At 59.8% G+C, this 24,145-nt stretch carries 28 protein-coding genes; 15 read left to right on the top strand and 13 right to left on the bottom strand.

Annotated features, from left to right (window positions below):
• Positions 1-40 precede the first annotated feature (40 nt).
• The 5 genes from speE to C9422_RS24080 form a co-directional block, all read right to left on the bottom strand.
• The gene (gene speE, locus C9422_RS24100; protein ID WP_116582383.1) at positions 41-916 is read right to left on the bottom strand and encodes a polyamine aminopropyltransferase; all 876 of its coding nucleotides are present in this window, start codon (positions 914-916) and stop codon (positions 41-43) included.
• A gap of 260 nt (positions 917-1,176) precedes the next feature.
• Positions 1,177-1,368, bottom strand: coding sequence for a PLD nuclease N-terminal domain-containing protein (locus tag C9422_RS24095; protein WP_116582382.1), 192 nt, complete (start codon positions 1,366-1,368; stop codon positions 1,177-1,179).
• A gap of 83 nt (positions 1,369-1,451) precedes the next feature.
• On the bottom strand, positions 1,452-1,982 hold the full coding sequence (locus C9422_RS24090; protein ID WP_116582381.1) for a hypothetical protein: 531 nt from the start codon (positions 1,980-1,982) through the stop codon (positions 1,452-1,454).
• Between the two features lie 153 nt (positions 1,983-2,135).
• Positions 2,136-2,654 carry an ankyrin repeat domain-containing protein gene (locus C9422_RS24085; protein WP_116582380.1) on the bottom strand — a complete coding sequence of 173 codons (519 nt, stop codon included), beginning with the start codon at positions 2,652-2,654 and terminating at the stop codon, positions 2,136-2,138.
• 97 nt (positions 2,655-2,751) lie between these two features.
• Positions 2,752-4,590, bottom strand: coding sequence for a long-chain-acyl-CoA synthetase (locus C9422_RS24080; protein ID WP_116582379.1), 1,839 nt, complete (start codon positions 4,588-4,590; stop codon positions 2,752-2,754).
• A 366-nt stretch (positions 4,591-4,956) separates the two neighbouring features.
• On the opposite strand from C9422_RS24080, the gene C9422_RS24075 reads away from it, so the two are divergent.
• Positions 4,957-5,235 (top strand): DUF3509 domain-containing protein, encoded by a 279-nt coding sequence (locus tag C9422_RS24075; RefSeq protein ID WP_116582378.1) that lies wholly within the window; start codon positions 4,957-4,959, stop codon positions 5,233-5,235.
• A gap of 115 nt (positions 5,236-5,350) precedes the next feature.
• Here C9422_RS24075 and mtnC read toward each other — a convergent pair whose 3' ends face one another.
• The 5 genes from mtnC to aroC are packed head-to-tail and all read right to left on the bottom strand — an operon-like array spanning position 5,351 to position 9,500.
• Entirely contained in the window at positions 5,351-6,034 is a 684-nt protein-coding gene (mtnC, locus tag C9422_RS24065) for an acireductone synthase (RefSeq protein ID WP_116582377.1), read from the bottom strand.
• A gap of 4 nt (positions 6,035-6,038) precedes the next feature.
• A complete protein-coding gene (locus C9422_RS24060; protein ID WP_104449805.1) occupies positions 6,039-6,584 on the bottom strand; it encodes an acireductone dioxygenase in 546 nt (181 codons plus the stop codon).
• Between the two features lie 20 nt (positions 6,585-6,604).
• Complete coding sequence (locus tag C9422_RS24055) at positions 6,605-7,231, bottom strand: methylthioribulose 1-phosphate dehydratase (RefSeq protein WP_116582376.1); 627 nt, start codon at positions 7,229-7,231, stop codon at positions 6,605-6,607.
• Positions 7,228-8,379: an MFS transporter gene (locus C9422_RS24050; protein WP_116582375.1), complete on the bottom strand. Its 1,152-nt coding sequence runs from the start codon at positions 8,377-8,379 to the stop codon at positions 7,228-7,230. The genes C9422_RS24055 and C9422_RS24050 overlap by 4 nt, the downstream gene beginning before the upstream one ends.
• 29 nt (positions 8,380-8,408) lie before the next feature.
• Positions 8,409-9,500: a chorismate synthase gene (gene aroC / locus C9422_RS24045; protein WP_007974902.1), complete on the bottom strand. Its 1,092-nt coding sequence runs from the start codon at positions 9,498-9,500 to the stop codon at positions 8,409-8,411.
• An 83-nt stretch (positions 9,501-9,583) separates the two neighbouring features.
• On the opposite strand from aroC, the gene C9422_RS24040 reads away from it, so the two are divergent.
• Both C9422_RS24040 and C9422_RS24035 read left to right on the top strand, forming a co-directional pair.
• Complete coding sequence (locus C9422_RS24040; RefSeq protein ID WP_116582374.1) at positions 9,584-10,582, top strand: alpha/beta hydrolase; 999 nt, start codon at positions 9,584-9,586, stop codon at positions 10,580-10,582.
• A gap of 363 nt (positions 10,583-10,945) precedes the next feature.
• Complete coding sequence (locus C9422_RS24035; protein WP_116582373.1) at positions 10,946-11,737, top strand: hypothetical protein; 792 nt, start codon at positions 10,946-10,948, stop codon at positions 11,735-11,737.
• A gap of 83 nt (positions 11,738-11,820) precedes the next feature.
• Here the strand turns inward: C9422_RS24035 and prmB are convergent, their stop codons facing one another.
• Complete coding sequence (prmB, locus tag C9422_RS24030; RefSeq protein ID WP_007974906.1) at positions 11,821-12,729, bottom strand: 50S ribosomal protein L3 N(5)-glutamine methyltransferase; 909 nt, start codon at positions 12,727-12,729, stop codon at positions 11,821-11,823.
• A 239-nt stretch (positions 12,730-12,968) separates the two neighbouring features.
• On the opposite strand from prmB, the gene C9422_RS24025 reads away from it, so the two are divergent.
• From C9422_RS24025 to C9422_RS24005, 5 genes are all read left to right on the top strand, one after another.
• Positions 12,969-13,559 (top strand): cysteine hydrolase family protein, encoded by a 591-nt coding sequence (locus tag C9422_RS24025; RefSeq protein WP_116582372.1) that lies wholly within the window; start codon positions 12,969-12,971, stop codon positions 13,557-13,559.
• Positions 13,560-13,690: 131 nt separating this feature from the next.
• Positions 13,691-14,011 (top strand): hypothetical protein, encoded by a 321-nt coding sequence (locus C9422_RS24020; RefSeq protein WP_007974911.1) that lies wholly within the window; start codon positions 13,691-13,693, stop codon positions 14,009-14,011.
• A 78-nt stretch (positions 14,012-14,089) separates the two neighbouring features.
• Positions 14,090-14,647: a Smr/MutS family protein gene (locus tag C9422_RS24015; protein WP_095945229.1), complete on the top strand. Its 558-nt coding sequence runs from the start codon at positions 14,090-14,092 to the stop codon at positions 14,645-14,647.
• A 77-nt stretch (positions 14,648-14,724) separates the two neighbouring features.
• Positions 14,725-15,270 (top strand): GTP cyclohydrolase I FolE, encoded by a 546-nt coding sequence (gene folE, locus C9422_RS24010; protein WP_003204506.1) that lies wholly within the window; start codon positions 14,725-14,727, stop codon positions 15,268-15,270.
• 104 nt (positions 15,271-15,374) lie between these two features.
• Positions 15,375-15,746 carry a glutathione S-transferase N-terminal domain-containing protein gene (locus C9422_RS24005; protein ID WP_007974915.1) on the top strand — a complete coding sequence of 124 codons (372 nt, stop codon included), beginning with the start codon at positions 15,375-15,377 and terminating at the stop codon, positions 15,744-15,746.
• A 159-nt stretch (positions 15,747-15,905) separates the two neighbouring features.
• Here the strand turns inward: C9422_RS24005 and C9422_RS24000 are convergent, their stop codons facing one another.
• Positions 15,906-17,072, bottom strand: coding sequence for a PLP-dependent aminotransferase family protein (locus C9422_RS24000; RefSeq protein ID WP_116582371.1), 1,167 nt, complete (start codon positions 17,070-17,072; stop codon positions 15,906-15,908).
• Positions 17,073-17,154: 82 nt separating this feature from the next.
• Between C9422_RS24000 and C9422_RS23995 the strand changes: the two genes are divergently transcribed.
• The 3 genes from C9422_RS23995 to C9422_RS23985 all read left to right on the top strand — a co-directional run bounded on the left by C9422_RS23995 (position 17,155) and on the right by C9422_RS23985 (position 19,981).
• A complete protein-coding gene (locus C9422_RS23995) occupies positions 17,155-17,601 on the top strand; it encodes a MarR family winged helix-turn-helix transcriptional regulator (protein WP_102700129.1) in 447 nt (148 codons plus the stop codon).
• 331 nt (positions 17,602-17,932) lie between these two features.
• Positions 17,933-19,282, top strand: coding sequence for an NCS2 family permease (locus C9422_RS23990; protein WP_116582370.1), 1,350 nt, complete (start codon positions 17,933-17,935; stop codon positions 19,280-19,282).
• Between the two features lie 72 nt (positions 19,283-19,354).
• Positions 19,355-19,981, top strand: coding sequence for a LysE family translocator (locus C9422_RS23985; RefSeq protein WP_116582369.1), 627 nt, complete (start codon positions 19,355-19,357; stop codon positions 19,979-19,981).
• Positions 19,982-20,159: 178 nt separating this feature from the next.
• On the opposite strand, the gene uraH is transcribed toward C9422_RS23985, so the two are convergent.
• Positions 20,160-20,513, bottom strand: a complete 354-nt coding sequence (gene uraH / locus C9422_RS23980; RefSeq protein WP_007974925.1) for a hydroxyisourate hydrolase — start codon at positions 20,511-20,513, stop codon at positions 20,160-20,162.
• Between the two features lie 434 nt (positions 20,514-20,947).
• On the opposite strand from uraH, the gene puuE reads away from it, so the two are divergent.
• The 4 genes from puuE to C9422_RS23960 all read left to right on the top strand — a co-directional run bounded on the left by puuE (position 20,948) and on the right by C9422_RS23960 (position 24,113).
• Positions 20,948-21,874: an allantoinase PuuE gene (puuE, locus tag C9422_RS23975; RefSeq protein WP_102673301.1), complete on the top strand. Its 927-nt coding sequence runs from the start codon at positions 20,948-20,950 to the stop codon at positions 21,872-21,874.
• Positions 21,871-22,386 (top strand): 2-oxo-4-hydroxy-4-carboxy-5-ureidoimidazoline decarboxylase, encoded by a 516-nt coding sequence (gene uraD, locus C9422_RS23970; RefSeq protein ID WP_116582368.1) that lies wholly within the window; start codon positions 21,871-21,873, stop codon positions 22,384-22,386. Before puuE ends, uraD begins: the two co-directional genes overlap by 4 nt.
• A gap of 89 nt (positions 22,387-22,475) precedes the next feature.
• Positions 22,476-23,471: an allantoicase gene (gene alc / locus C9422_RS23965; protein ID WP_007974931.1), complete on the top strand. Its 996-nt coding sequence runs from the start codon at positions 22,476-22,478 to the stop codon at positions 23,469-23,471.
• Between the two features lie 138 nt (positions 23,472-23,609).
• Positions 23,610-24,113, top strand: coding sequence for an ureidoglycolate lyase (locus C9422_RS23960; RefSeq protein ID WP_007960046.1), 504 nt, complete (start codon positions 23,610-23,612; stop codon positions 24,111-24,113).
• The last annotated feature ends 32 nt before the right edge of the window (positions 24,114-24,145 follow it).

Genomic DNA, 24,145 nt, shown 5'->3' with positions numbered 1-24,145 from the left:
AGATCGCAGCCTGCGGCAGCTCCTACACAGGGGTAGTGCTTTAGTCGTTGCTTGGCTTGTTCACTGCCTGCAACACGTATTGCGGCAGGGCGAACGCGCCGATGTGGATTTCAGGATTGTAGTAGCGCGTGACGATGCCGCTGCCCGTGAAACGCTGTTGCAGGGTTTCGCGAGACAACTTGCGATAAGCGGTATCGGTCGCGCCCCAGGCGAAGGTCATCGAGCCGCCGATGTAGGTCGGCACAGCGGCCTGGTAGAAGTGCCAGTCCGGGAACAGGCTGCGCAGGCGACCGGCGGTCGTCTTCACTTCTTCGATCTGCATGAACGGCGTGCCGTTCTGGGTCACCAGGATGCCGCCTTCGTTCAGGCAGCGGTGGCAAGCCTGGTAAAAGTTTTCCGAGAACAGCACTTCGCCCGGCCCGATCGGGTCAGTGGAGTCGGAAATGATCACGTCGAACTTTTCAGTGGTGGTGGCGACGAAACGCATGCCGTCGTCGATCACCAGGTTCAGACGTGGATCATCGAATGCACCCTTGGAGTGATTCGGCAGGAATTCCTTGCACATGTCGACCACGGTGCCGTCGATCTCGACCATGGTGATGTGCTCGACACTGCGGTGCTTGGCCACTTCACGCAACATGCCGCCGTCGCCGCCGCCGATGATCAGCACGCGCTTGGCGCTGCCATGGGCGAGGATCGGCACGTGGGTCAGCATTTCGTGATAGATGAATTCGTCGGCTTCGGTGGTCTGGATCACGCCGTCCAGCGCCATCACCCGGCCCATGCGCGGGTTCTCGAAGATCACCAGGTGCTGGTGTTCGGTGCGCACTTCGTGCAGCAGTTTTTCCATGCGAAAACGCTGGCCGTAGCCTTCGTAGAGGGTTTCCAGGTAATCGCTGGTCGGGGTGTTGCTCATGGGAAGTGCTCCGATGAATGCGGGTGGCAACGGACGGTTACCCGCCCATGATGGCCATTCGTTCGTCTCGAATGGCCGGGAAAGGCGCGCATTCTACGTCGCGGAACATGACAGGTCGAACCTCTTGATCAGTTCGCCTCAATCCTTGTGGGAGCGGGCTTGCCCGCGATGCAGACGCTGCGGTATGTCAGAGACACCGCGGCGATATCATCGCGGGCAAGCCCGCTCCCACAGGGTCGGTGTAGCTTTTGGGGATTCGGTCAGATTTTGACATTGCCCCGCGGTCCGGCGATGGCCCAGATGATCAGCCCCAGCACCGGCAACAGGGCGATCAACAGGACCCAGAGGACTTTCATCCCGGTCTCGGCGCTGCTTTTGAATACGTTGATGATGGCCCAGATGTCCAGGACAAAAATGATCAAGGCTACCAGGCTGTTGAACGTGGAACCCATGGTGACGCTCCTGAAGAGTGATTTGCCCTCTTAGGATAGACGGTCGTCGCGAGGGTTCCCTTTGATTTGACAGTATTTGGCTATCAGACGTGGATTGCCACTTTCAGGGCTTCCAGGGCGGGCGCGGCTGCGATGCCCGCTTCTGCACACAACTCCAGCACGCGGGGCACGTCATTGCCGTACACCAGCACTACCTGCAATTCGTCATCGAGCAACTGGCTGAAGTTCATCAGCGTATAGCCCCCGTTTTCCTTGTTCAGGCTGCTCATTTGCACCTGGATGCGGTTGAGCGCGGTCAAGGCTTCGGTCTTGGCCAGCTGCTTGGGTTTGAGATTGAACTCTACGCCCGGGCCGAACGAGGCAACGATCTGCGCGAACAGATCCATGTAGGTGTCAGCCTGGAACAGCACCGTTTCCGGCAGGCTGCCGACCACCACCCATTCACCCAACGGGATCGGGAAGGTTTCGTCGTAGTTGATGTCCGGATTGGCGGTCAGAAAAGCCTGCGGGTCGGCGTAGGCCTGGGCCGCTTCCTCGGCGATCTTGAGGATTTCGTCTTCGCCCATGCACCCGGAGCTGATTTTGCTGATGAGTTCGACGAGTGCGGTTTTCATGGTGCGATCCTGTAGCGAGGGGGATTTTGAGGGCGCGAAGGATACCGCAAGGATAGATTCGAATGCCTAAAAAGATCGCAGCCTTCGGCAGCTCCTACAGGTCCACGCGGTTCAAATGTAGGAGCTGCCGAAGGCTGCGATCTTTTCAAGCAATCAGCCAACCAGTTTCTGCAACTGCGCAACCGTATCGGCAGCCCCCATGGTCCTGGCGGCCTCCAGCGCGGTGATGCCATTGGCGTCCTTGGCCTGCGGGTCGGCCCCCTTGCTGATCAGGTAGTCGACCACTTCGACGCGGTTGAACATCGCCGCCATCATCAGCGCCGTGCGGCCGTCGAAGGACGAGCCTTCAACCTGCGCGCCGCCCTCGACCAGGGCCTTGATCACCGCCAGGTCGCCCTTGAAGGCGGCGCCGGCAATCGGGCTCTGGCCGTTGTCGTTGCGGATCTCCGGGTCGGCCTTGTGCTCCAGCAGGACCTTTACCGTGTCCACATGACCGTGGTACGCGGCCAGCATCAGCAAGGTATCGCCCTTGTGGTTACGCAGGTTCGGCGGCAAACCCTTGGTCAGCAGCGCGGCCATCATCGCCGCATCGCCCTCCCGTGCCTTGTTGAATACCTGTTCGGCAAATTCGGCGGCTTCTTCGGGGGGCATCTGGCGGCTTTTGTCTGACATTGGGCACTCCCTTTTCTGTCATTCGTAAAAGCCGACAGTTTCCCGAGCGGTCCCGGCACTGTCACTTGTTTTTTCTCATGGGCTGCCATAGCCAGATTCAATAGCGGTACTTGCCGCCGTGAATGTCAGACAACAATTGCTCCGTGACCTCCACATAAGTCTGGGTGCCCGGCAGCCAGGCATAGATCGGATCATCACCTGTCCTACCCGGGTCGAAAGCTTCGTCCTTGAGCCGGGTCTTCTGATACTTGAAAGTCCCGGTGGTTTCCATTTTCACTTTCACCCGCAGGAACAACGGCACCGCATAGGCTGGCATTTGCTCGCGGGCAAAGGCCAGCAGTTCACTGAAGTCCAGGGTGGCCAGGGATTCGGAGGGCGTGATCGCTGCCATCCCGGCCCGGCCATTGGTGTTGCGGATTTCCACGCCGTAGGCCACGGCTTCGGAAATATGCGGGTGTTGCAGGAGGATGTTCTCGACCTCCGTGGTCGACACGTTTTCACCCTTCCAGCGGTAGGTGTCGCCCAGGCGGTCGACAAACTGCGCATGACCAAAGCCGATGTTGCGCAACAGGTCGCCGGTGTTGAAGTAGCGGTCACCCTTTTCGAACACATCCTCAAGCACGACCTTGGCGGTTTTCTGCGGGTCGGTGTAGCCGTCCAGCGGAGCCTTGTCGTCGATTTTTGCCAGCAACAACCCTTGCTCGCCCTTGGCGACCTTGCGCATCAAACCGTTGGCGCCACGAATCGGCGCCCCGCTGTCGTGGTCGTACGCGACCAGTTCCCAGGACATCAGGGAAAAACCGATGGTGTTGTCGAAATTGAGAATGTTGGTGAACCCGATGTTGCCATCGCTGGCGGCATAGAGTTCGCAAATGTGGTTCACCGCAAAGCGGGTCTTGAACTCGTTCCAGGCGCCGGGACGCAGGCCGTTGCCGATCATCTTCTTCACATCGTGCAGGCTGTCGTTGGCGCTCGGTGGTTGATCGACCAGGTAGCGGCACAGTTCGCCGACATAACCGATGGTGGTTGCCTGGTATTTGCGTACGTCGCTCCAGAATTGACTGGCGCTGAATTTGCGGCGGATGGCGAACCCGCTGGCACCACTGACGGCCGAGCCCCAGCACACGCAAAGGCCCGTGGCGTGGTACAGCGGCAAGGTGCAATAGACGACATCCTCCGGGCGCATGTCCAGCGCGATCATGCCGAAGCTCGCGGAGCTGCGCATCCAGCGGCCATGCTTGAACACTCCGGCCTTGGGCAGCCCCGTGGTGCCCGAGGTGTAGATATAAAAGCAGGGATCGTCGAAGAAAATCTGCCGGCTGCTGGCCGGGTTGTCGCAGGCGTCGTCGAGGCTGACAGTCATCAGGTTGATGAACCCTTCAGGCGCGATACCCGGTTGGCGAGAGGTGTCCTGATCGGCGACGAACCAGGTTCGCGCAGACTGGATCGACACCCGATCCCGTATCGCCTGGTACGCCGGAACCAGCTCCTCACCGACAATGATCGCCACCGGCGCCACCAGATTCACACTGTGCACCAGGGTGTCGCGGGTCTGCGAGGTATTGAGCAAGGCACTGATCGCGCCGACCTTGGCCACCGCCAGAATCGTCACCAGCAGTTCCGGGCGGTTCTCGATGAAGACCGCCACCACGTCACCCTTGCCGATACCTTGGCTTATCAGGTGATGGGCGATGCGGTTGGCCCACTGGTTGACCTCGGAGTAACTGAGCGTGACGTCGTCCTGCAGCAGCGCCAGGCCGTCCGGGTTGCGCAATGTGGCTTGCTCGAAACTCCAGCCCAAACCACACGCCTGGGTCGGGTCCTTGACGTTGGCGGCCTTCATGCCCTTGACCACCCGGGGGATGGCCTTGGCGATGGAAGGCAGCTTGCGGAGCATCATGCCCCAGGTAATCGTGTCGTTCGACGTGCGGCTCATGATGCTCCCGTTCGCTGTTTTTTTATTGTCGGGCGGCGATGTCTGAGGCCGAAAATACGTCAAGGGTTCTTGAGCTGTACACGCGGTTTTTGAAATGTTTTGTATCTGCGATTTTGATCCGTGATCTTGATCCGTGATCGATATGGCCGAGCATGAGCCCTGCCTTGAGCAATGGTTCCATCGAATCGCCGAGCGACCTCGCAAAATGCAGGATGCACGATGGCCATTCATGCAGATTGCACGACTGCAAAAATCTCAAAAAACAGTAAGTGATTGATTTTTATTGATATTAGTCAACAAAAAACACTGGCACAAAGGCTGCAACGCTCTCTCCACGCCATTCAAGTCATCACGGAGCTGAACGACATGAGCCTGATCCAGGAAAAATTTACGTCCCTGTTCTCCAACTACAAGGTCACCACCCAGGCCCGTCCTGATGGCGGGATCCTGCTGACCCTGAGCGGCGGCGAAGGCAAAGTGTTCAAACGCTCGATTTCCTACCAGCAATTGCACAACGGCGACCAACTGACGTGGGTCATCAGCGCGATTCGCCGCGACCTCGCCGAACAAGCCAGTGAGCTACCGCAGATTTCCTTGCTGCAAAGCCAGCAACGGTTTGCCTTGCCGACTTATCACTCACTGTAAAAAGTAAAAAAATGTGGGAGCGGGCTTGCTCGCGAAAGCGGGGTGTCATTCAACATTGATGTTAACTGACACTCCGCTTTCGCGAGCAAGCCCGCTCCCACAGGTTTTGTGGCGTTTAGAAATTAGCGGGGTTTATCCGCGCAAAGCTGTCCACAGTGATATGCCCCACCAGCTCCCCGCCTTCGCGAGCCAGGCCGCAAGTGGCAATTCCTGCCAAGCGCGCCGCGTCGAGTTCTTCGACTATGTCCGACAGAAACAGAATCTGTCCCGCCTCGAGGTTGATCGCCTGAGTGATGTTGGCGTAGGACTGCGCCTCGCGCTTTGGCCCTGAAGTCGTATCGAAGTAGCCGCTGAACAGCGGCGTCAGGTCCCCCGCCACCGAACAGCCGAAGATCAACCGCTGGGCCTGGATAGAGCCGGACGAATAAACGAACAGTTGAAAGCCATCCTGATGCCAGCGCTTGAGCGCTTCAACGGCGTCCGGGTACACGTGGCCCTGCAACTGCCCGGCCTGATAGCCCTGCTCCCAGACCATGCCCTGCAACGCTTTCAACGGCGTGGCCTTGCGGTCTTCGGCAATCCAGCCCAACAGGATCTCGACGACCCGTTCGACGTCGGCATCCGGCTCATTGCTCTCGCGGCGTACGGCGGCCAGCTGTTCGGCCACATCAGCGCGCCCGGCCTGCTCTCGAACAAACGCCGGCAGGTGCTTGGCGGCATAGGGAAACAGCACGTCGAAGACAAAACTCACCGCGCTGGTGGTGCCTTCGATGTCGGTGAGAATCGCTTTGATCGGCATCGACTCAGTCCTCCAGACGCGGAAATTGGCTGGCGATGTCTTCACCGGTGAAGTTGGCCACCCAGCCTTCCGGGTTGTTGAACAGGCGGATCGCAATGAAATGCGGGTGCTCGCCCATGTCGAACCAGTGTTTGGTTCCGGCTGGCACCGAGATCAGATCGTTTTTCTCGCACAGCACGGCGTAGACGTAATCGTCGATGTGCAGGGTAAACAGGCCACGGCCGGCGACGAAAAATCGCACTTCGTCTTCGCCATGGCGGTGTTCGTTGAGGAACTTGGCGCGCAGTTCGGCTTTTTGCGGGTGATCGCTGTTGAGGCTGATCACGTCGACGGTGATGTAACCGCGCTCGGTCATCAGCTGGTCGATTTGCGCTTGATAGGCGGCAATCACTTCTTCCTGGGTGGCACCCGGCTGAAGCCGGGTGGCAGCTTGCCAACGGTCGAAGCGCACGCCTTGTTCAGCCAGGGTCGAGGCGATGTCTTCGAAATGGGTCAGCACCTTGTTGGGGATTTCAGGGCTGGAGACGTGATAAACGGACAGGCTGCTCATCAGGGCAACTCCTTAACGGTTCATGCTTTAACGTTCAAGAGCGAGCGCATCTTCAACTCGCACTCGAACAAAAATTCAAAGGCCTCGATCTGCCGCAGGGCATCGCTCATGCGCGCACCCCAGGTGTACAGGCCATGGCCGCGAATCAGGTAGCCGACGCAATCGGGATGGGCGTCCAGCCAAGGCTGCACCTTGGCGGCCAGGCGCGCAATGTCCTGGTCGTTGTCGAAAATCGGCACGCGCACCCGGGACTCGTGGGTCGTCACACCGCTGAAGGCTTTTTGCAGTTCGTAGTCTTCGAATTCGATGGAGTCTTGCGGCGTCAGGCGTGACAGCACGGTGGCATTCACCGAATGGGTGTGCAGCACCGCGCCGATCTCCGGCCGCCAGCTGTAAAGCTGAGTGTGCAGCAGGGTTTCGGCGGACGGCTTCTTGCCCGGCTCCAGGCTATTGCCTGACAGGTCAGTGGCCAGCACGTCGTCCATGCCCAACTGGCCCTTGTGCTTGCCGGAGACGGTCAACAAGGCTTCGGTTGGCGACAGGCGGGTCGAGTAATTGCTGCTGGTGGCCGGCGACCAGCCGCGGCCATAGAGAAAACGCCCGGCGTCGATGATTTCCTGGGCGAGGTGTTCACGGGTAAGGCTCATGGCCTGTCCTCTTGCATACATGTGGCAATGATAACGGCAGCCGCGAGTGCTGCGAGGCTGGCAATACTAAAGGTCAATGCGGCGCCAAGGGCGTTCCAGCTATAACCGGAATACAACGCACCCAATGCACCGCCGGTGCCGGCCAGGGCGGCGTACAACGCCTGGCCCTGCCCTTGCTGGCGTGCGCCGAAGCTACGTTGCACGAATGAAATGGCTGCGGCGTGAAAGCTGCCGAACGTCGCCGCGTGCAACACCTGGGCAAACAACAGTACCCACAGAAACTCCGCGAGCGAGCCCAGCAATAGCCAACGCAGCGCCGCCAGCAGAAAACTGGCCATCAGTACCCGACGCAATGAGAAGCGCGTGAGGATCCTGCTCATGGCCATGAACATCAAAACTTCAGCCACCACGCCGACCGCCCAGAGCATGCCGATCACCCCGCGGCTGTAACCCAGTCGCTCAAGGTGCAGCGTTAGAAATGTGTAATACGGTCCGTGGCTCATCTGCATCAGCGCCACGCAGGCATAAAACGCCAGTACACCGGGGCTGCGCAGTTGCGTGAGAAATCCCTCCCCCGCCACCCGGTTGCCCGGTGCCGGTTGAGCGTTCGGCACCCACAGGCTGCTGAGCACGATGCCGGCCAGGATCAGCACCAGCGCCGCCGGGTAAATGTCGAGGCTCAGCCATTCGAACAACCGCCCCAGCGCGACCACGGTGATGATGAAACCGATCGAGCCCCACAGGCGAATCTGGCTGTAGCGCGAGGTCTGCCCCTGTAAGTGCGCCAGGGTGATGACTTCGAACTGCGGTAACACCGCGTGCCAGAAGAATGCATGCAAGGCCATGACCATCGCCAGCCAGGCGTAGGTCTTGCTGACGAAAATCAGCGAGAAGGTCAGCAGCGTGCACACCGCGCCAAAACGCACGATGGCCAGCCGCCGACCCGTGAAGTCGCCCAGCCAGCCCCAGATGTTCGGGGCCACGCAGCGCATCAGCATCGGGATCGCCACCAGTTCGCCGATGCGCGCGGCGCTGAACCCCAGGTGATCGAAATACAGCGCCAGAAACGGCGCTGTCGAACCGAGCAAGGCGAAATAGAACAGATAGAAACTGGAGAGCCGCCAGTACGGGAGCGCCGCAGTCGCCATCAGACGGCTGCGACCAGCAGGTCAGCCATTTACAGCTGACCCAGCACCGGCGTGCTCACACGCACATCGGCGTTCTGCCCACGGTGACGCAGCAGGTGATCCATCAACACGATGGCCATCATCGCCTCGGCGATCGGCGTGGCACGGATACCGACGCACGGATCGTGACGGCCCTTGGTGATCACTTCCACCGGGTTGCCATGGATGTCGATGGAACGGCCCGGCGTGGTGATGCTCGACGTCGGCTTCAGCGCCAGGTGCGCAACGATAGGCTGCCCGGAGGAAATACCGCCGAGAATGCCGCCGGCGTTGTTGCTGAGGAAACCTTCCGGAGTCATTTCATCGCGATGCTCGGTGCCGCGCTGGGCGACGCTGGCGAAACCGGCGCCGATTTCCACGCCTTTGACCGCGTTGATGCTCATCAGCGCATGGGCCAGTTCGGCATCGAGACGGTCGAAGATCGGTTCGCCCAGACCTGGCATCACACCTTCGGCCACCACGGTGATTTTCGCGCCGACCGAATCCTGGTCGCGGCGCAACTGGTCCATGTAGGCTTCCAGTTCCGGCACTTTGTCCGGGTCCGGGCTGAAGAAGGCGTTCTGCTCGACCGATTCCCAGGTCTTGAACGGGATTTCAATCGGCCCGAGCTGGCTCATGTAGCCGCGAATCACGATGCCCTGGCTGGCCAGGTATTTTTTCGCAATCGCACCGGCCGCGACGCGCATCGCGGTTTCGCGGGCCGAGCTGCGACCGCCACCACGATAATCGCGTTCGCCGTACTTGTGGTGGTAGGTGTAGTCGGCGTGGGCCGGGCGGAACAGGTCCTTGATCGCCGAGTAGTCCTTGGATTTCTGGTCGGTGTTGCGGATCAACAGGCCAATGGCGCAACCCGTGGTGCGGCCTTCGAACACGCCAGAGAGGATTTCGACTTCGTCGGCTTCCTGGCGCTGGGTGGTGTGGCGGCTGGTGCCTGGCTTGCGGCGGTCGAGGTCACGCTGCAGATCCTCCAGGGATATCTCCAGGCCCGGCGGGCAGCCATCGACAATGGCGACCAACGCCGGGCCATGGCTTTCGCCCGCGGTGGTGACAGTGAACAGCTTGCCGTAGGTATTGCCGGACATGCAGGACGCTCCGTGAAATGAACCTGAATACGTAATGCGCGCCAGTATACGCAGGCTACCCAAGTAGTTCATCCTCGAACCTTATGGGTGCCTGTGAGTCCAACCGGCATCTTCTTGATGATGGCGTGATGATGCTGCGAGTTCTAGCCTTGAGCCTTACCCTGATTTCCGGCTTCGCCCAGGCGACTGTCCTGCAACGGCCGATCACGTTGGACACCGGCACCGGCGAGCTTTTCGGCTCTTTGCTGCTGCCCAAGTCCGACAACCCGGTCCCCGTTGTCCTGATCATTTCCGGCTCCGGCCCTACGGATCGCGACGGCAACAATACTGACGGCGGACGTAACGACAGTCTCAAGCGCCTGGCCTGGGTACTGGCCAAACACAACATCGCCAGTGTGCGTTACGACAAGCGCGGTGTTGCAGCAAGCCTGGCCGCGACGCCGGACGAGCGCAATCTGACGGTCGACGCCTACGTTTCCGACGCCGAGGCCTGGGGCCAGAAGCTCAAGACGGATCCGCGTTTCGGCAAACTGATCGTGCTCGGACACAGCGAAGGCGCCTTGATCGCCAGCCTGGCCGCGCCAACCATCGACGCCGATGCGGTGATTTCCGTCTCGGGCAGCGCGAGACCGGTCGATCAGGTGATCCGCCAGCAACTGGGCAATCGCCTGCCACCGCCGTTGCTGCTGCGCAGTAATGAGTTGCTCGACAGCCTCAAGGCCGGGAAGCCCGACGACAATGTGCCGCCCCCCTTGCAGGCCATTTTCCGTCCGAGCGTGCAGCCGTACCTGATTTCCCTGTTCCGCCAGGACCCGGCTGCGGCGTTTGGCCAGTTGAAAATGCCAGCGCTGATCATCCAGGGCAGCAACGACATCCAGGTCGGCGTCAATGACGCCAGGCTGCTCAAGGCCGCCAAACCGGACGCCGAACTGGCCCTGATCGAGGGCATGAACCACGTCATGCGCATCGTGCCCAACGACGTCAAACGCCAGCTGGCTTCCTATAAGGACCCGCAATTGCCTCTGGCGGCGGAACTGGGCACGCGAATCCTCGGGTTTATTGACGGACTTCGCACCAGTTAACCGCTCAGGGGCGTTCTCAACTAGTTTTCGCACCGCGTTGTCGCCTTAAAGCGGGCCAGGCAAGGCGCAGGCCGCTGGGAATGGTTTTTCCCTTTCCAAGGCCTGCAACGCAGCCTGGCCAGCTTTAAGGCACAACCCGAAGGGCCGTGCCTGCTGTTGTGCAGGGCTGCGTTGCTCGAAGCTTATTTGGAATGACCAAACCACGCTTCTCGCGCCTTGCCCTGCACAACAGCAGGCACGGCGCGGTGTGAAAACTAGTTGGGAACGCCCCTGGCCCTCCAGTCCTGGGAAAAACGGCCGATAAGCCTTTGTCGCCAACACATTGGTTGGCGACAAGCTGAGCTTGGACAGGATCTCGCCGTTATGACAGACACCCAGACTTCACCCGACACCCCCGCTGAAACAGAAGCACCGCCAGCGGTCGAGCTGCCTTGGGCGGACGTCCACGTCGAGCACCACAAGATGCTCCGTCTGGCACCGCTGCAGACTGACCGTAATACAGGCGGGCGCCCATTGCGCTTTGTCGAGTTCGGCTATGCCGAGCGCAACGACAAGGCGCACAGCCTGATGCGCATGAGCATCACCCTGCCCGCCCAGCGCGTGCGCAAGGAACAGAATCATCTGGATGTGTGGGTCGATCACGCGGAAAAGCGCGTGCATTTCGGACCGGAAAGCGGTTTGCAAATCGAACCGCTGAACCGCGGCATCGGCCGATTCATGATCGCCCAGGGCATCAACTGGGCGAAGAAGCGCTGGCCCACCTACACCGTCGACGGTTTTGATCTGAACAACAAGGAAGCGCTCAACGAAGACACCCGCCAGCGCCGCGATCATTTTTTGCGCGTGCACGGTTTCGACGTGGTGTATGCCGATGCCCAGCATTTGAAAGGCAGCGTCAAAGCAGTCAAGGTCGGCGACCTCGCGGGGGACTGGAACAGCGAAAAACTGCAGGTCGTGGAAATTCTCGAGGCGGCACAGATGCTCCAGCAAGCCGAGCAGAACCTGGCCGAGCAGGAAGTCAAACTCAAGAAACACGAAGAGAAGGTCAGCAAATACAAACGCGAAGACGCCGGGCTGCGTTTCACCATTACGTGCCTGGTGGCGTTTGCGGTGTTTCAGGCGGGGTTGCTGATCTGGATCGCCACGCACCGTTGAATCAAAAGATCGCAGCCTGCGGCAGCTCCTACATGGAATGCGTATCCCTGTAGGAGCTGCCGCAGGCTGCGATCTTTTGCTTTCTAAACGCGGGAAGCGAACAACGCCTGATGCTCCCGGCACTGCTGCGCGCTCAGCATGAACACACCGTGACCGCCACGCTCGAACTCCAGCCAGGCGAAGTCGACTTCCGGGTACAACGCCTCGACGTGTACCTGGCTGTTGCCCACTTCGACAATCAGCAAACCCTTCTCGGTCAGATGATCCGCCGCTTCGGCAAGCATGCGACGCACCAGGTTCAAACCGTCATCGCCACAGGCCAGGCCCAGTTCCGGTTCGTGCTGGTATTCGTCCGGCATGTCGGCAAAATCTTCCGCATCGACGTAGGGCGGGTTCGACACGATCAGGTCGAAACGTTGTCCCGGCAGGCCCTCGAAACCGTCCCCCTGCACCGTGTACACGCGCTCATCGACACCGTGGCGCTCGATGTTCTGGTTGGCCACTTCCAACGCTTCGAACGACAGGTCAGCCAGCACCACTTCGGCATGCTGGAACTCGTAGGCGCAGGCGATGCCGATGCAGCCGGACCCGGTGCACAGGTCGAGAATCCGCGCCGGCTCGTTGGCCAGCCACGGGGTAAAACGGTTTTCGATCAGTTCGCCGATCGGCGAACGCGGGATCAACACGCGCTCATCGACGATGAACGACATGCCGCAGAACCAGGCCTCGCCCAGCAGGTAGGCCGTTGGCACGCGCTCTTCGATGCGGCGCTTGAGCAGCAACTGCAAGTGGACCACTTCGTCTTCTTCCAGATTGCAGTCGAGGTAGCTGTCGGCGATTTCCCACGGCAGGTGCAGCGCGCCCAGCACCAGTTGACGGGCTTCGTCCCAGGCGTTGTCGGTGCCATGGCCGAAAAACAGATCCTCCCCATGAAAGCGGCTGACGGCCCAACGGATATGGTCACGCAGGGTGCGAAGGCGGGAAGTGATCACGACGGCAAACTCCAGAAAAATCGACGGGCGATTCTACCAGTCAAACGGCGCCACGACGACGCAGGAAAACGACCGACTCAAATGTAGGAGTTATCCGTTTTTTCGCCAGGCTATTGAACAAAACGTGACTATTGACAAGGCTAGAGGCCAGCAACCACGGCACCTACGATCGTAGCGATTCACATAACCGCTCAGCCAGAGGACAATGGCGCAAAAGCCCCACTCCAAGGAGCCCCAGAATGTCCGTTCCAAAAACGATGTTTCAACTCAGCGGCCGCGGTTATCCGGCAGCCAAACTGAGTCATGCGACCCTTATCATCATCGATGCCCAGAAAGAGTATTTGAGCGGGCCGCTGGCCCTCAGCGGCATGGATGAGGCCGTCGCGAACATCAAGCAGATACTCACCGCGGCCCGTGCCGCCGGCCGGCCGATCGTGCATGTCCGCCACCTCGGCACGCTCGGTGGCATGTTCAACCCGCAAGGCGTCGGTGGTGAATTCATTCCGGGTCTTGAGCCACAAAGCGACGAAACCATCATCGGCAAATTGCTGCCGAGCGCGTTCCACGGGACCGAACTGGCCAAACGCCTGGAGGACCTCGGCGCCCTCGACCTGATCGTCTGCGGCTTCATGAGTCACTCGAGCGTCAGCACCACGGTGCGCGCCGCGAAGAACCTGGGTTTCCGCTGCACGCTGATCGAAGACGCCTGCGCCACACGCGACCTGCCCTACAAGGGCGGCGTCCTGAGCGCCGCGCACGTTCATCAGACCGAAATGGCGATCATGGGCGACAACTTCGCCACCCTCGCGCTGACCTGTGAACTGATCTGATCGACGCTCAATGAGCGGCCTGGAGCGCCGCTCATCCGCAAAAACCTCGCATTTGCCGTAATTGTCTTAGCCTCAGGAACATCCCGGTCAACTCCCGGTCGAAGGGCCGATACCCATTGAGGAAGGTCGGAATGAAGTTATCCGATGGTTTTGACGCTCGCCGCTTGCGGCCCAAAGGCCAACGCAACTGGCGTTTTCGAATCGGCGCGACGTTCGCGGCATTGCTGGCGATGTGCGGCGTGTTGCTCGCCATGGCCGGTGCCGCCGGCCTGCTCGGCCACGCTCCCGCCCTGGGAGAATTGAACACCAGCCGCACCGGTGCTGCCGTGATCCTGGCCATCGGCCTGTTCGTGCTGTACCTCGGTGTCTGGCTGTGGCGCCGTTGCCGCCGTCGCTCGCGGCAGTCGCGGGAACTGGCCATGTCTCCGCACCTGATGAAAAAACACGACTGAGCCAAGCGTTGCGCGCGTTTTTGTCGCGCCCGATTCGCTTCGAGTTGGGTAAACTGGCCGCCCTTCGCGGAGGCTGACATGCAAGACGACGATTTTTCCCTGTTCAAAAGCGCGATCCAAGGCGTCAAGCCGATCAAGCACGATCGCGCCGAAACCGGCAAACCCAAGGCTGACCGTGCGCAGATTGCCAAACTGCGTCAAGCGGCCACCGTACGCACCGAATCCACCACCGTTGACGGTCTGTCCGATCAATTCGTCATCGACGTCGGCCCTGAAGACGATCTGATGTGGGCGCGTGACGGCGTGCAGGAAAGCCAGATGCGCAAGCTCAAGATCGGTCAGATTCCATTCGAAGGCAGCCTCGACCTGCACGGCATGAGCGTGGAAAAGGCCCGGGAAACCCTCTGGGCGTTCCTCGCCGAAGCAACCAGATTCGAAATCCGCTGCGTGCGCGTCACCCATGGCAAGGCGGTACGCCTGGACGGCAAGCGGCCGATGATCAAAAGCCACGTCAACACCTGGCTGCGCCAGCATCCGCAAGTGCTCGGCTTCACCTCGTGCCAGGCCAAACATGGCGGTGCCGGGGCGGTCTATGTGATGCTCAAACGCACCATGATGGAAGGTCGCGACGAGTAAAGCTGATGCGCCACGCTTGCAGCGTCGTGTCCGTCACCGTACCCTTGCCCTTTGCGTAAAATCCCACAGGTAGTTTCATGTCCCTGGAACAGAATTACACGGCGATCCTCGGCCAGCTCGGCGAGGACGTTTCCCGCGAAGGCCTGCTCGACACGCCAAAACGTGCCGCCAAAGCCATGCAGTACCTCTGCCGCGGCTATGAACAGACACTGGAAGAGGTCACCAACGGTGCCCTGTTCAGCTCCGACAACAGCGAAATGGTGCTGGTCAAGGACATCGAGTTGTACTCGTTGTGCGAACACCACCTGCTGCCGTTCATCGGCAAGGCGCACGTCGCCTACATCCCGAGCGGCAAGGTCCTGGGCCTGTCGAAGGTGGCGCGGATCGTCGACATGTACGCCCGCCGCCTGCAGATCCAGGAAAACCTCAGCCGCCAGATCGCCGATGCGGTCCAGCAAGTCACCGGCGCCCTGGGCGTTGCAGTGGTGATCGAGGCCAAGCACATGTGCATGATGATGCGCGGCGTGGAAAAGCAGAATTCGTCGATGATCACTTCGGTGATGCTCGGTGAATTCCGCGAGAACGCCGCCACCCGCAGCGAATTCCTCAGCCTCATCAAGTAATTCGCGGCATGAAGAAAACCGGCATTCATCGCCGGTTTTTTTTCGTCCGCAAAAAATCAGGTAAGCTGCGCGCCCTTCTTCATTTGCACCGTGAGGCTTTCAACGTGTTCGTAAAAGCGCTTCGTGTCGGCCTTGGCCAACTGATCATCTTCATCGACTTCCTGACTCGCCCAAGCAAAAAGCAGCGCCCTGCCGCCGCCCAGGCCCAGGTTGAATCCGCCGCCAAGGGGCTGACCCTGTATCAATTCCACGCCTGCCCGTTCTGCGTGAAGACTCGCCGCACCCTGCGCCGCCTGAACGTGCCGGTGGCTCTTCGCGATGCGAAGAACAACGAACAGGATCGCCAGGCCTTGCTCGAGCAAGGCGGCAAGATCAAGGTGCCGTGCCTGCGTATCGAAGAGAATGGCCAGACCACCTGGATGTATGAGTCCAAGGTGATCATTGATTATCTGGACAAGCGTTTCGCGGCAGCCTGATTTGCTTGTGGTGTTCTGACGGACGCCTTCGCGAGCAAGCCCGCTCCCACAGGGGGAACTCGGTCACCTGTGGGAGCGGGCTTGCTCGCGAAGAGGCCGGCACAGACACCGCAAACGCCAGACAAGAATAAACCGGCCCCTGCGCCGGTTTATTTGTTTTCAGGCCGCTTGTGCCGCCTGCGCCTGTCGCACCACCGCCGCCAACCGCTTGAGCCCCTCCTCCAGCCGCGCCGGGTCAATGTGGCTGAAGTTCAACCGCAAATACCCGTGATGCTTGTCCGGCTCGGGGAAGAACGGCTCGCCCGGCATGAACGCCACGTCGTTGGCCAACGCCGCATTGAGCAAGGTTCGAGTGTCCAGCGGTTGCTTGAGTTTCAACCAGAAAAACAGCCCGCCCTGTGGTTCGTTCCAGTTCGCCAGATCAGAGAAGTGGGTTTGCAGCGCCCGCTGGAACGCATCCCGGCGCACCCGGTAAAAATCCCGTAGCTCACTGCGATGCTGCTGATACTTCTCGGTTCCGATCCATTGCAGCGCCTGCCACTGGCCTACCCGGTTGGTGTGCAGGTCCGCCGACTGCTTGAGTTTCAACAGATGGGGAAACAGGTCCGGGCTGGCAATCAGATAGCCAACGCGCAAACCCGGCAACAGGGTTTTCGACACGGTCCCGGTGTAGATCCAGCTGGCTTTTTTCAAACGACCGGCAATCGGCGTGGCGCTGCCACCGTCGAAGGTCAGCTCGCGATAAGGCTCGTCTTCGATCAGGGTGACGCCGAACTCGTCGAGCAGTGCTGCCACCGCGTCGCGTTTGGCTTCGCTGTAACGTACCGCCGAAGGATTCTGGAAGGTCGGGATCAGGTAGATGAAGGCCGGGCGGTGTTGCTCCAGGCGAGCGCGCAGTTCTGCCAGGTTCGGCCCGTCAGCCTCCAGCGGCACGGTCAGGCAATTGGCGCCGAACAGCTGAAAAATCTGCAATGCCGCCAGATAAGTCGGCGCTTCGAGCAGGATTTCGGTGCCCTTGTCGATGTAGAGCTTGGCGGCCAGATCCAGAGTTTGCTGTGAACCACTGACCACCAGTACCTGGCTTGCCTCACATGCCACACCCAACGCTCGCGCCTCGGCGGCCAGCGCCTCACGCAGAGCCGGTTCGCCCTCGCTCATGCCGTATTGCCCCATGGAAAGCGGCATCTCGGCCCAATCAACCTTCGGCAACATGGCTTCGGCAGGCAAACCGCCGGCAAACGACATCACCTGCGGGCGCTGGGCCGCGGCAAGGATTTCACGGATCAAAGAACTTTTAAGGCGTGAGACACGTTCGGAAAAAGCCATGGGGATCACCGGTAGCGAGGCATGTGGAAAATGAGTCAAACTTGTTGACCGAAATTACGCTTCTTCGAATGGATACGTCAACATGCTTGACCTTAAAAACCCGCTTTCCCAACAGCAAGCCATGGAAGCGTTTTTCTTCGGCTACCAGGCTTTCACCGCCAAGGCCGATGAAATGCTCGAGCGCCGTGGCCTGAGCCGTGTGCATCAACGCATCGTGTTTTTCATCGCCCGCTATCCGAACCTGAGCGTCAAGGAACTGCTGGCCTTGCTTGGCGTGAGCAAGCAGGCGCTGAACATGCCGTTGCGGCAATTGTTGGAGATGCATCTGGTCGAGAGCGTCGCGTCCGAGACGGACAAGCGTAAGCGTCTGCTGGAGTTGACAGCGGAAGGCGCGCGGTTTGAGCAGGCATTGAGGCGTGAGCAGGTGAAATTGCTGGAGCGGGTGTTTGCCGAGGCTGGGGAGACAGCGGTGAATGGGTGGTTGGCGGTGAATCTGGCGTTGGGGAAAAGTCAGGCGCATACCGACTGAATTGCTGATTTTGATGCTGCCTGATCCGGCCTCTTCGCGAGCAAGCCCCACAGTGATGGATGGTGTCCACAAATCTTGTGCCTGACCGGGTTTCCTGTGGGAGCGGGCTTGCTCGCGAAGGGGCCGGAACAGGCGATATATCCCTAAAGCCAAACTTTTCGTCGACAAAATCAAAAACATTATTTGCTTTCTTTGTATACAAAAGCATAATCCACTTCGTGCGAGTTCCTGACCAAGCGGTCAACAAATTCGCAAGTGCCTCAAAGGGCCGCTGCCACCCTCATGGGTCCGGCCCTGGAAATAACAATAAAACTCTTGAGGAGTATTCGCTGTGGAAAGCCGCAAATCCGAAGCATCGACGCTGGATCTCTCGCCGCCACTACGCACTGGCTTGCTGGAGCGTCTGTTCAAACTCAGCTTGCACGGCACCACGGTGAAGACCGAGCTGATTGCCGGTCTGACAACCTTCATCACGATGGCTTACATCATTTTCGTCAACCCCAACATCATGGCCGACGCCGGGATCGATCACGGTGCGGCATTCGTCGCCACCTGCATCGCCGCAGCACTCGGTTGCCTGTTGATGGGCCTGTACGCCAACTGGCCGGTAGGCCTGGCGCCAGGCATGGGGCTCAACGCCTTCTTCACCTACACCGTGGTCGGCACCATGGGCTACAACTGGGAAACCGCCCTCGGCGCGGTGTTTGTGTCCGGTGTGTTGTTCATGATCCTGACCTTCTCGCGAATCCGCGAATGGCTGCTCAACAGCATCCCAGTCAGCCTGCGCTTCGCCATGGGCGCCGGCGTGGGTCTGTTCCTGGGGCTGATCGGGCTGAAAACCGCGGGTATCGTCGTCGATAGCCCGGCCACGCTGATCAAGCTCGGCTCCCTGCGCGAACCCGGCCCGCTGCTCGCCGCCGTGTGCTTCCTGATGATCGCCATCCTCAGCTATCACAAGGTGTTCGGCGCGATCCTCATCAGCATCATCACCGTGACCCTCGCTGGCTGGGGTCTGGGCCTGGTGCACTACGAGGGCATCATGTCGGCTCCACCGAGCCTTGCCCCTACCTTCATGGCCATGAACGTCGCCGGCGTGTTCAACGTCAGCATGATCAGCGTGGTCCTGGCGTTCCTCTTCGTACACATGTTCGACACCGCCGGCACCTTGATGGGGGTTGCCCAGCGCGCCAACCTGGTGGGCGCTGACGGTCGCATCGAAAACCTCTCCCGCGCCATGAAAGCCGACAGTGCTTCCAGCGTATTCGGTGCGGTAGTCGGCGTTCCGCCGGTTACCAGCTACGTTGAAAGTGCTGCCGGTGTCGCTGCGGGTGGTCGGACTGGTCTTACCGCAGTCACCGTGGGTGTGCTATTTATAGCGGCAATGTTTTTCGCACCACTGGCCGGCATGATTCCCGCCTATGCCACCGCTGGCGCACTGATTTATGTGGCAATGCTGATGATGGGCGGCATGGCCCACATCGAATGGGATGAAGCGACCGACAGCATCCCGGCGATCGTCACCGCAATCATGATGCCACTGACCTTCTCGGTCGCCGATGGCATCGCGCTGGGCTTCATCACCTACGTGGCGTTGAAGGCCGGCACCGGCAAGTACAAGGAAATCTCCGTCAGTCTGTGGGTGCTCTGCGCGATCTTCATCGCCAAGTTCATCTTCCTGTAAGCCTTACGCGGGACCCGCTTCAAAACAGCCTCACCCCGTCGGGTGAGGCTTTTGTGCAAATGGAGGTAAGTGATGAGTCTGGAAACCTGGCTGCTGTTCAGCGGCGCTGCGCTGATAGTGATTCTGATCCCGGGGCCGCTGTCTTTGCTGATGATCAGCAACAGTCTGAATTACGGCCTGCGCCGCTCTTACCCGGCCTTTCTCGGCGGCGTGTCCGCATCGATCTGCCTGCTGAGTGCTTCGGCGCTGGGCCTGGGTGCGTTGTTGCTGGCGTCGGAACAGCTGTTCAGCGCCCTGAAGATTCTGGGTGCCCTTTACCTGTTCTACCTCGCCTGGCAGAGCTGGCAGCAATCGCGCCTGCCTTCCCATGGCGCTGAAGTGCCACAGGCTGCGCCGGTGCCACGCTTTCGTGCGCTGTTCGGGCGTGCGTTCATGCTGGGCGCCAGCAACCCGAAGGACATCCTGTTCTTCGCCGCTTTCCTGCCGCAGTTCTTGAGTGCCGAACAGCCGTTCCTGCCGCAGCTGCTGGTGATGATTGCGACCTGGACCCTGCTCGACTTGCTGTGCAAGCTCGCCTACGGCCTCGGCGCCCATGGTGCGGCGCGGTATCTGCGCAGTGGCAAGGGGCAGAGCTGGTTCAACCGGATCAGTGCCGGGTTGTTCAGTGGCGCGGGGGCTGCGTCCCTGTTGAGCCGCTAAACAGCAAGAGCAAAAGATCGCAGCCTTCGGCAGCTCCTACGCGGATATGTAGGAGCTGCCGAAGGCTGCGATCTTTTGATTTTTTCACAGACGAAAAAAAGCCCGCAGTGTGAGCGGGCGAAAGACCAAAGAAGCTATATGCGCAGTCGCTTCCAGGGTGCAGCAGCTGCTTGGGGGATCAGCTGCCGCGATAGGTGGAATAGCTGTAAGGCGAAATCAACAACGGCACGTGGTAGTGATCCTGCTCGGCAGAGATGCCGAAACGCAGTACCACGACATCCAGGAAGGCCGGCTCCGGCAGCTTGACGCCGCGGGCGCGGTAGTAGTCGCCGGCATGAAACTGAACCTGGTAGACCCCGGTGCGGTAGTCATCGCCTTGCAGCAGCGGTGCATCGACACGGCCATCGCTGTTGGTTATCGCGCTGGCGACCAATTCCAGGTGCGATCCTTCAACGCGGTACAACTCGACCTTGATCGAGCTGCCCGGGCAACCGTGTGCTGCGTCCAAAACGTGTGTAGTCAAACGTCCCATTGATTCTGCGCGCCTGCCTGCGTGGAGCAGTCAGACTTCGCGCCTCCCGAAGTCAGTTGAAAAGGAGACCGCACCGATTCGGAGCACGAAAAGTTGCGGCGAGCGACTGATTAAGACACTTTTCAAAAAAATTGTACACAATAAAAACGACATTTTTCGCGCCATACCCGGCACCTGCACATTTACCGCCGATTTCCCGCCGAACAGCACACTCCATGAACCCTTCATCAAATTACTGACCAGTCAGGCAGATTTCTTGCAGGCTCACGCCAATAGCAGTAAAAGATGACAGTCGGTTAAAAATGCGAAAATTCAGGCTTACAAAGTGAATATAAAGTTGTATACAATCAGCCCATCGCTGTGACGCCAGCCTGCCAACCAATCTTCAGCTGCGTCACACCAACCGTCATCATCGAACAAGAAGGAAGCCTGCAGTGAGCGCTGACTACCCACGCGACCTGGTCGGTTACGGCAGTAACCCTCCTCATCCACACTGGCCGGGCAATGCCCGCATTGCCCTGTCGTTCGTACTCAATTACGAAGAAGGCGGCGAGCGCAACATCCTGCACGGCGACAAAGAGTCCGAAGCCTTCCTCTCGGAAATGGTGTCTGCCCAGCCGCTGCAAGGCGCGCGCAACATGAGCATGGAATCCCTTTACGAGTATGGCAGCCGTGCCGGCGTCTGGCGGATCCTGAAGCTGTTCAAGGAATTCGACATTCCGCTGACCATCTTCGCCGTGGCCATGGCCGCCCAGCGTCACCCGGACGTGATCCGCGCCATGGTCGATGCCGGCCACGAGATCTGCAGCCACGGCTACCGCTGGATCGACTACCAGTACATGGACGAAAACCAGGAACGCGAGCACATGCTCGAAGCGATCCGCATCCTCACCGAAATCACCGGTGAGCGCCCATTGGGCTGGTACACCGGCCGCACGGGTCCGAACACCCGTCGCCTGGTGATGGAAGAAGGCGGTTTCCTCTACGACTGCGACACCTACGACGACGACCTGCCCTACTGGGAACCGAACAACCCGACCGGCAAGCCGCACCTGGTGATTCCGTACACCCTGGACACCAACGACATGCGCTTCACCCAGGTCCAGGGTTTCAACAAGGGCGACGACTTCTTCGAATACCTCAAGGATGCGTTCGACGTGCTCTACGCCGAAGGCGCCGAAGCACCGAAGATGCTGTCGATCGGCCTGCACTGCCGCCTGATCGGCCGTCCGGCGCGTCTGGCTTCGCTCAAGCGCTTTATCGAATACGCTAAAAGTCATGAACAGGTGTGGTTCAGCCGTCGCGTCGACATCGCGCGCCACTGGCAGGAAACCCACCCGTACCAAGGGGCTGCGAAATGAGCGCCTTTCAAACATTGAAACCCTCGACATTGAGCCGCGACGCCTTCGTCAAAGCCTTCGCCGACATCTACGAACATTCGCCATGGGTGGCCGAAAAGGCCTTCGACCTGGGCCAGGACGCCTCGATCGACGAGATCGAAACCCTGCACCAGCGCATGAGCGACATCCTGTTGAGCGCCGATCACGAAAGCCAGCTGGCTCTGATCAACGCTCACCCGGACCTGGCCGGCAAAGCCGCCGTCCAGGGCCAGTTGACCGAAGCCAGCACTCATGAACAGGCTGGCGCCGGTATTCACCAATGCACGGCCGAAGAGTTCCAGCGCTTCACCGAGCTGAACGACGCCTACAAAGCCAAGTTCAAGTTTCCCTTCATCATGGCGGTAAAAGGCAGCAACCGGCATCAGATCCTCGCAGCGTTCGAAACGCGCATCCACAACCCAGTCGACACCGAGTTCAAGTGCGCGCTGGCGGAGATCAACAAGATCGCCCTGTTCCGATTACTGACCCTATAGCAAGCCTGGCCCAGCGATTTCATGAACGCCGAAACCGCCCAGGGCCTTGCAAGCATCCCAAGCCAACTTATTAAAGGCAGACAAGAAGAATGAAAGCTTACGCCGTACCTTTCGAGAAGTTCGTCAACCTGGCCGATGCCCGCCTGGGCACCAAAATCATCTCGGTCACCGATGACTGGTTCGCAGACGCCAACCGTCTGTTCCAACCGACCCCGGCCGTATGGAAGGAGGGCGTGTTCGATGACAACGGCAAGTGGATGGACGGCTGGGAATCGCGCCGCAAGCGCTTCGAAGGCTTCGACAGCGCCGTGATCCGCCTGGGCGTACCGGGTTCGATCAAGGGCGTCGACATCGACACTTCATTCTTCACCGGCAACTTCCCGCCGTCGGCGTCCTTGGAAGCCTGCTTCCTGGCGTCGGGCGAGCCTGATGAAAATACCCAGTGGACTGAAGTGCTGTCCGCCGTCGAGCTGCAAGGCAACAGCCACCATTACCACGAAATCAGCAACGACCAGGCCTTCAGCCACCTGCGCTTCAACATCTACCCGGATGGCGGCGTGGCCCGTCTGCGTGTGTACGGCGTGCCGTTCCGCGACTGGTCGGCCATCGGCGACAACGAGCAAGTCGACCTGGCTGCCGCCCTCAACGGTGGCCGCGCCCTCGCCTGCTCCGATGAACACTTCGGCCGCATGAGCAACATCCTCAACCCGGGCCGCGGCATCAACATGGGCGACGGCTGGGAAACCGCGCGTCGCCGTACCCCGGGCAATGACTGGGTCATCGTCGCGCTGGGTCATGCCGGCGAAGTCGAGAAAGTCATCGTCGACACCCTGCACTTCAAAGGCAACTACCCGGACAGCTGCTCGATCCAGGGCGCCTTCGTGAAGGGCGGTACCGACAGCCAGATCGAAACCCAATCGCTGTTCTGGCGCGAACTGCTGCCAAGCCAGAAGCTGGAAATGCACGCCGAACACACCTTCGCCGAGCAGATCAAGGCACTGGGCCCGATCACCCACATCCGCCTGAACGTGTTCCCGGACGGTGGTGTGAGCCGCCTGCGCGTTTTGGGCAAGGTCGCGAAGTAATGCTGAGCCTGTAGGAGCTGCCGCAGGCTGCGATCTTTTGATCTTGATCTTAAAAAGCAAAGTCAAAAGATCGCAGGCTTCGCCAGCTCCTACAGGGGCACGGTGAACCGATAACGAATTTTGGATAAGAAGAACAGCATGCGCACACTGACGATTGAACCGCTGACCAAAGAAGCCTTCGCCCCTTTCGGTGACGTGATCGAAACCGACGGCAGCGATCACTTCATGATCAACAACGGTTCGACCATGCGCTTCCATAAACTGGCGACGGTCGAAACCGCTACGCCAGAGGACAACGCGATCATCAGCATCTTCCGCGCCGACGCGCAGGACATGCCGCTGACCGTCAGCATGCTGGAGCGCCATCCGCTGGGCAGCCAGGCTTTCATTCCGCTGCTCGGCAACCCCTTTCTGATCGTGGTCGCGCCACTTGGCGATGAACCTGTATCAGGCTTGGTCCGCGCCTTCGTCACCAACGGCAGGCAGGGCATTAATTACCATCGCGGCGTCTGGCACCACCCGGTGCTGACGATCGAAAAGCGGGATGACTTCCTGGTGGTTGATCGCAGTGGCACAGGCAATAACTGCGATGAGCATTTTTTCAAAGAGGATGAGCGTTTGATCCTCGCCCCCCACCAATAAGAGAAGGTCTGATCACTCGACAACAGAGTGAC

This window comes from Pseudomonas sp. B1(2018), assembly GCF_003097365.1.
GTDB classification, from domain to species: Bacteria; Pseudomonadota; Gammaproteobacteria; order Pseudomonadales; family Pseudomonadaceae; genus Aquipseudomonas; species Aquipseudomonas laurylsulfatiphila.
The sequence above is the reverse complement of the archived record's forward strand: the minus strand, read 5'-3'. Positions and strand labels throughout refer to the sequence as shown.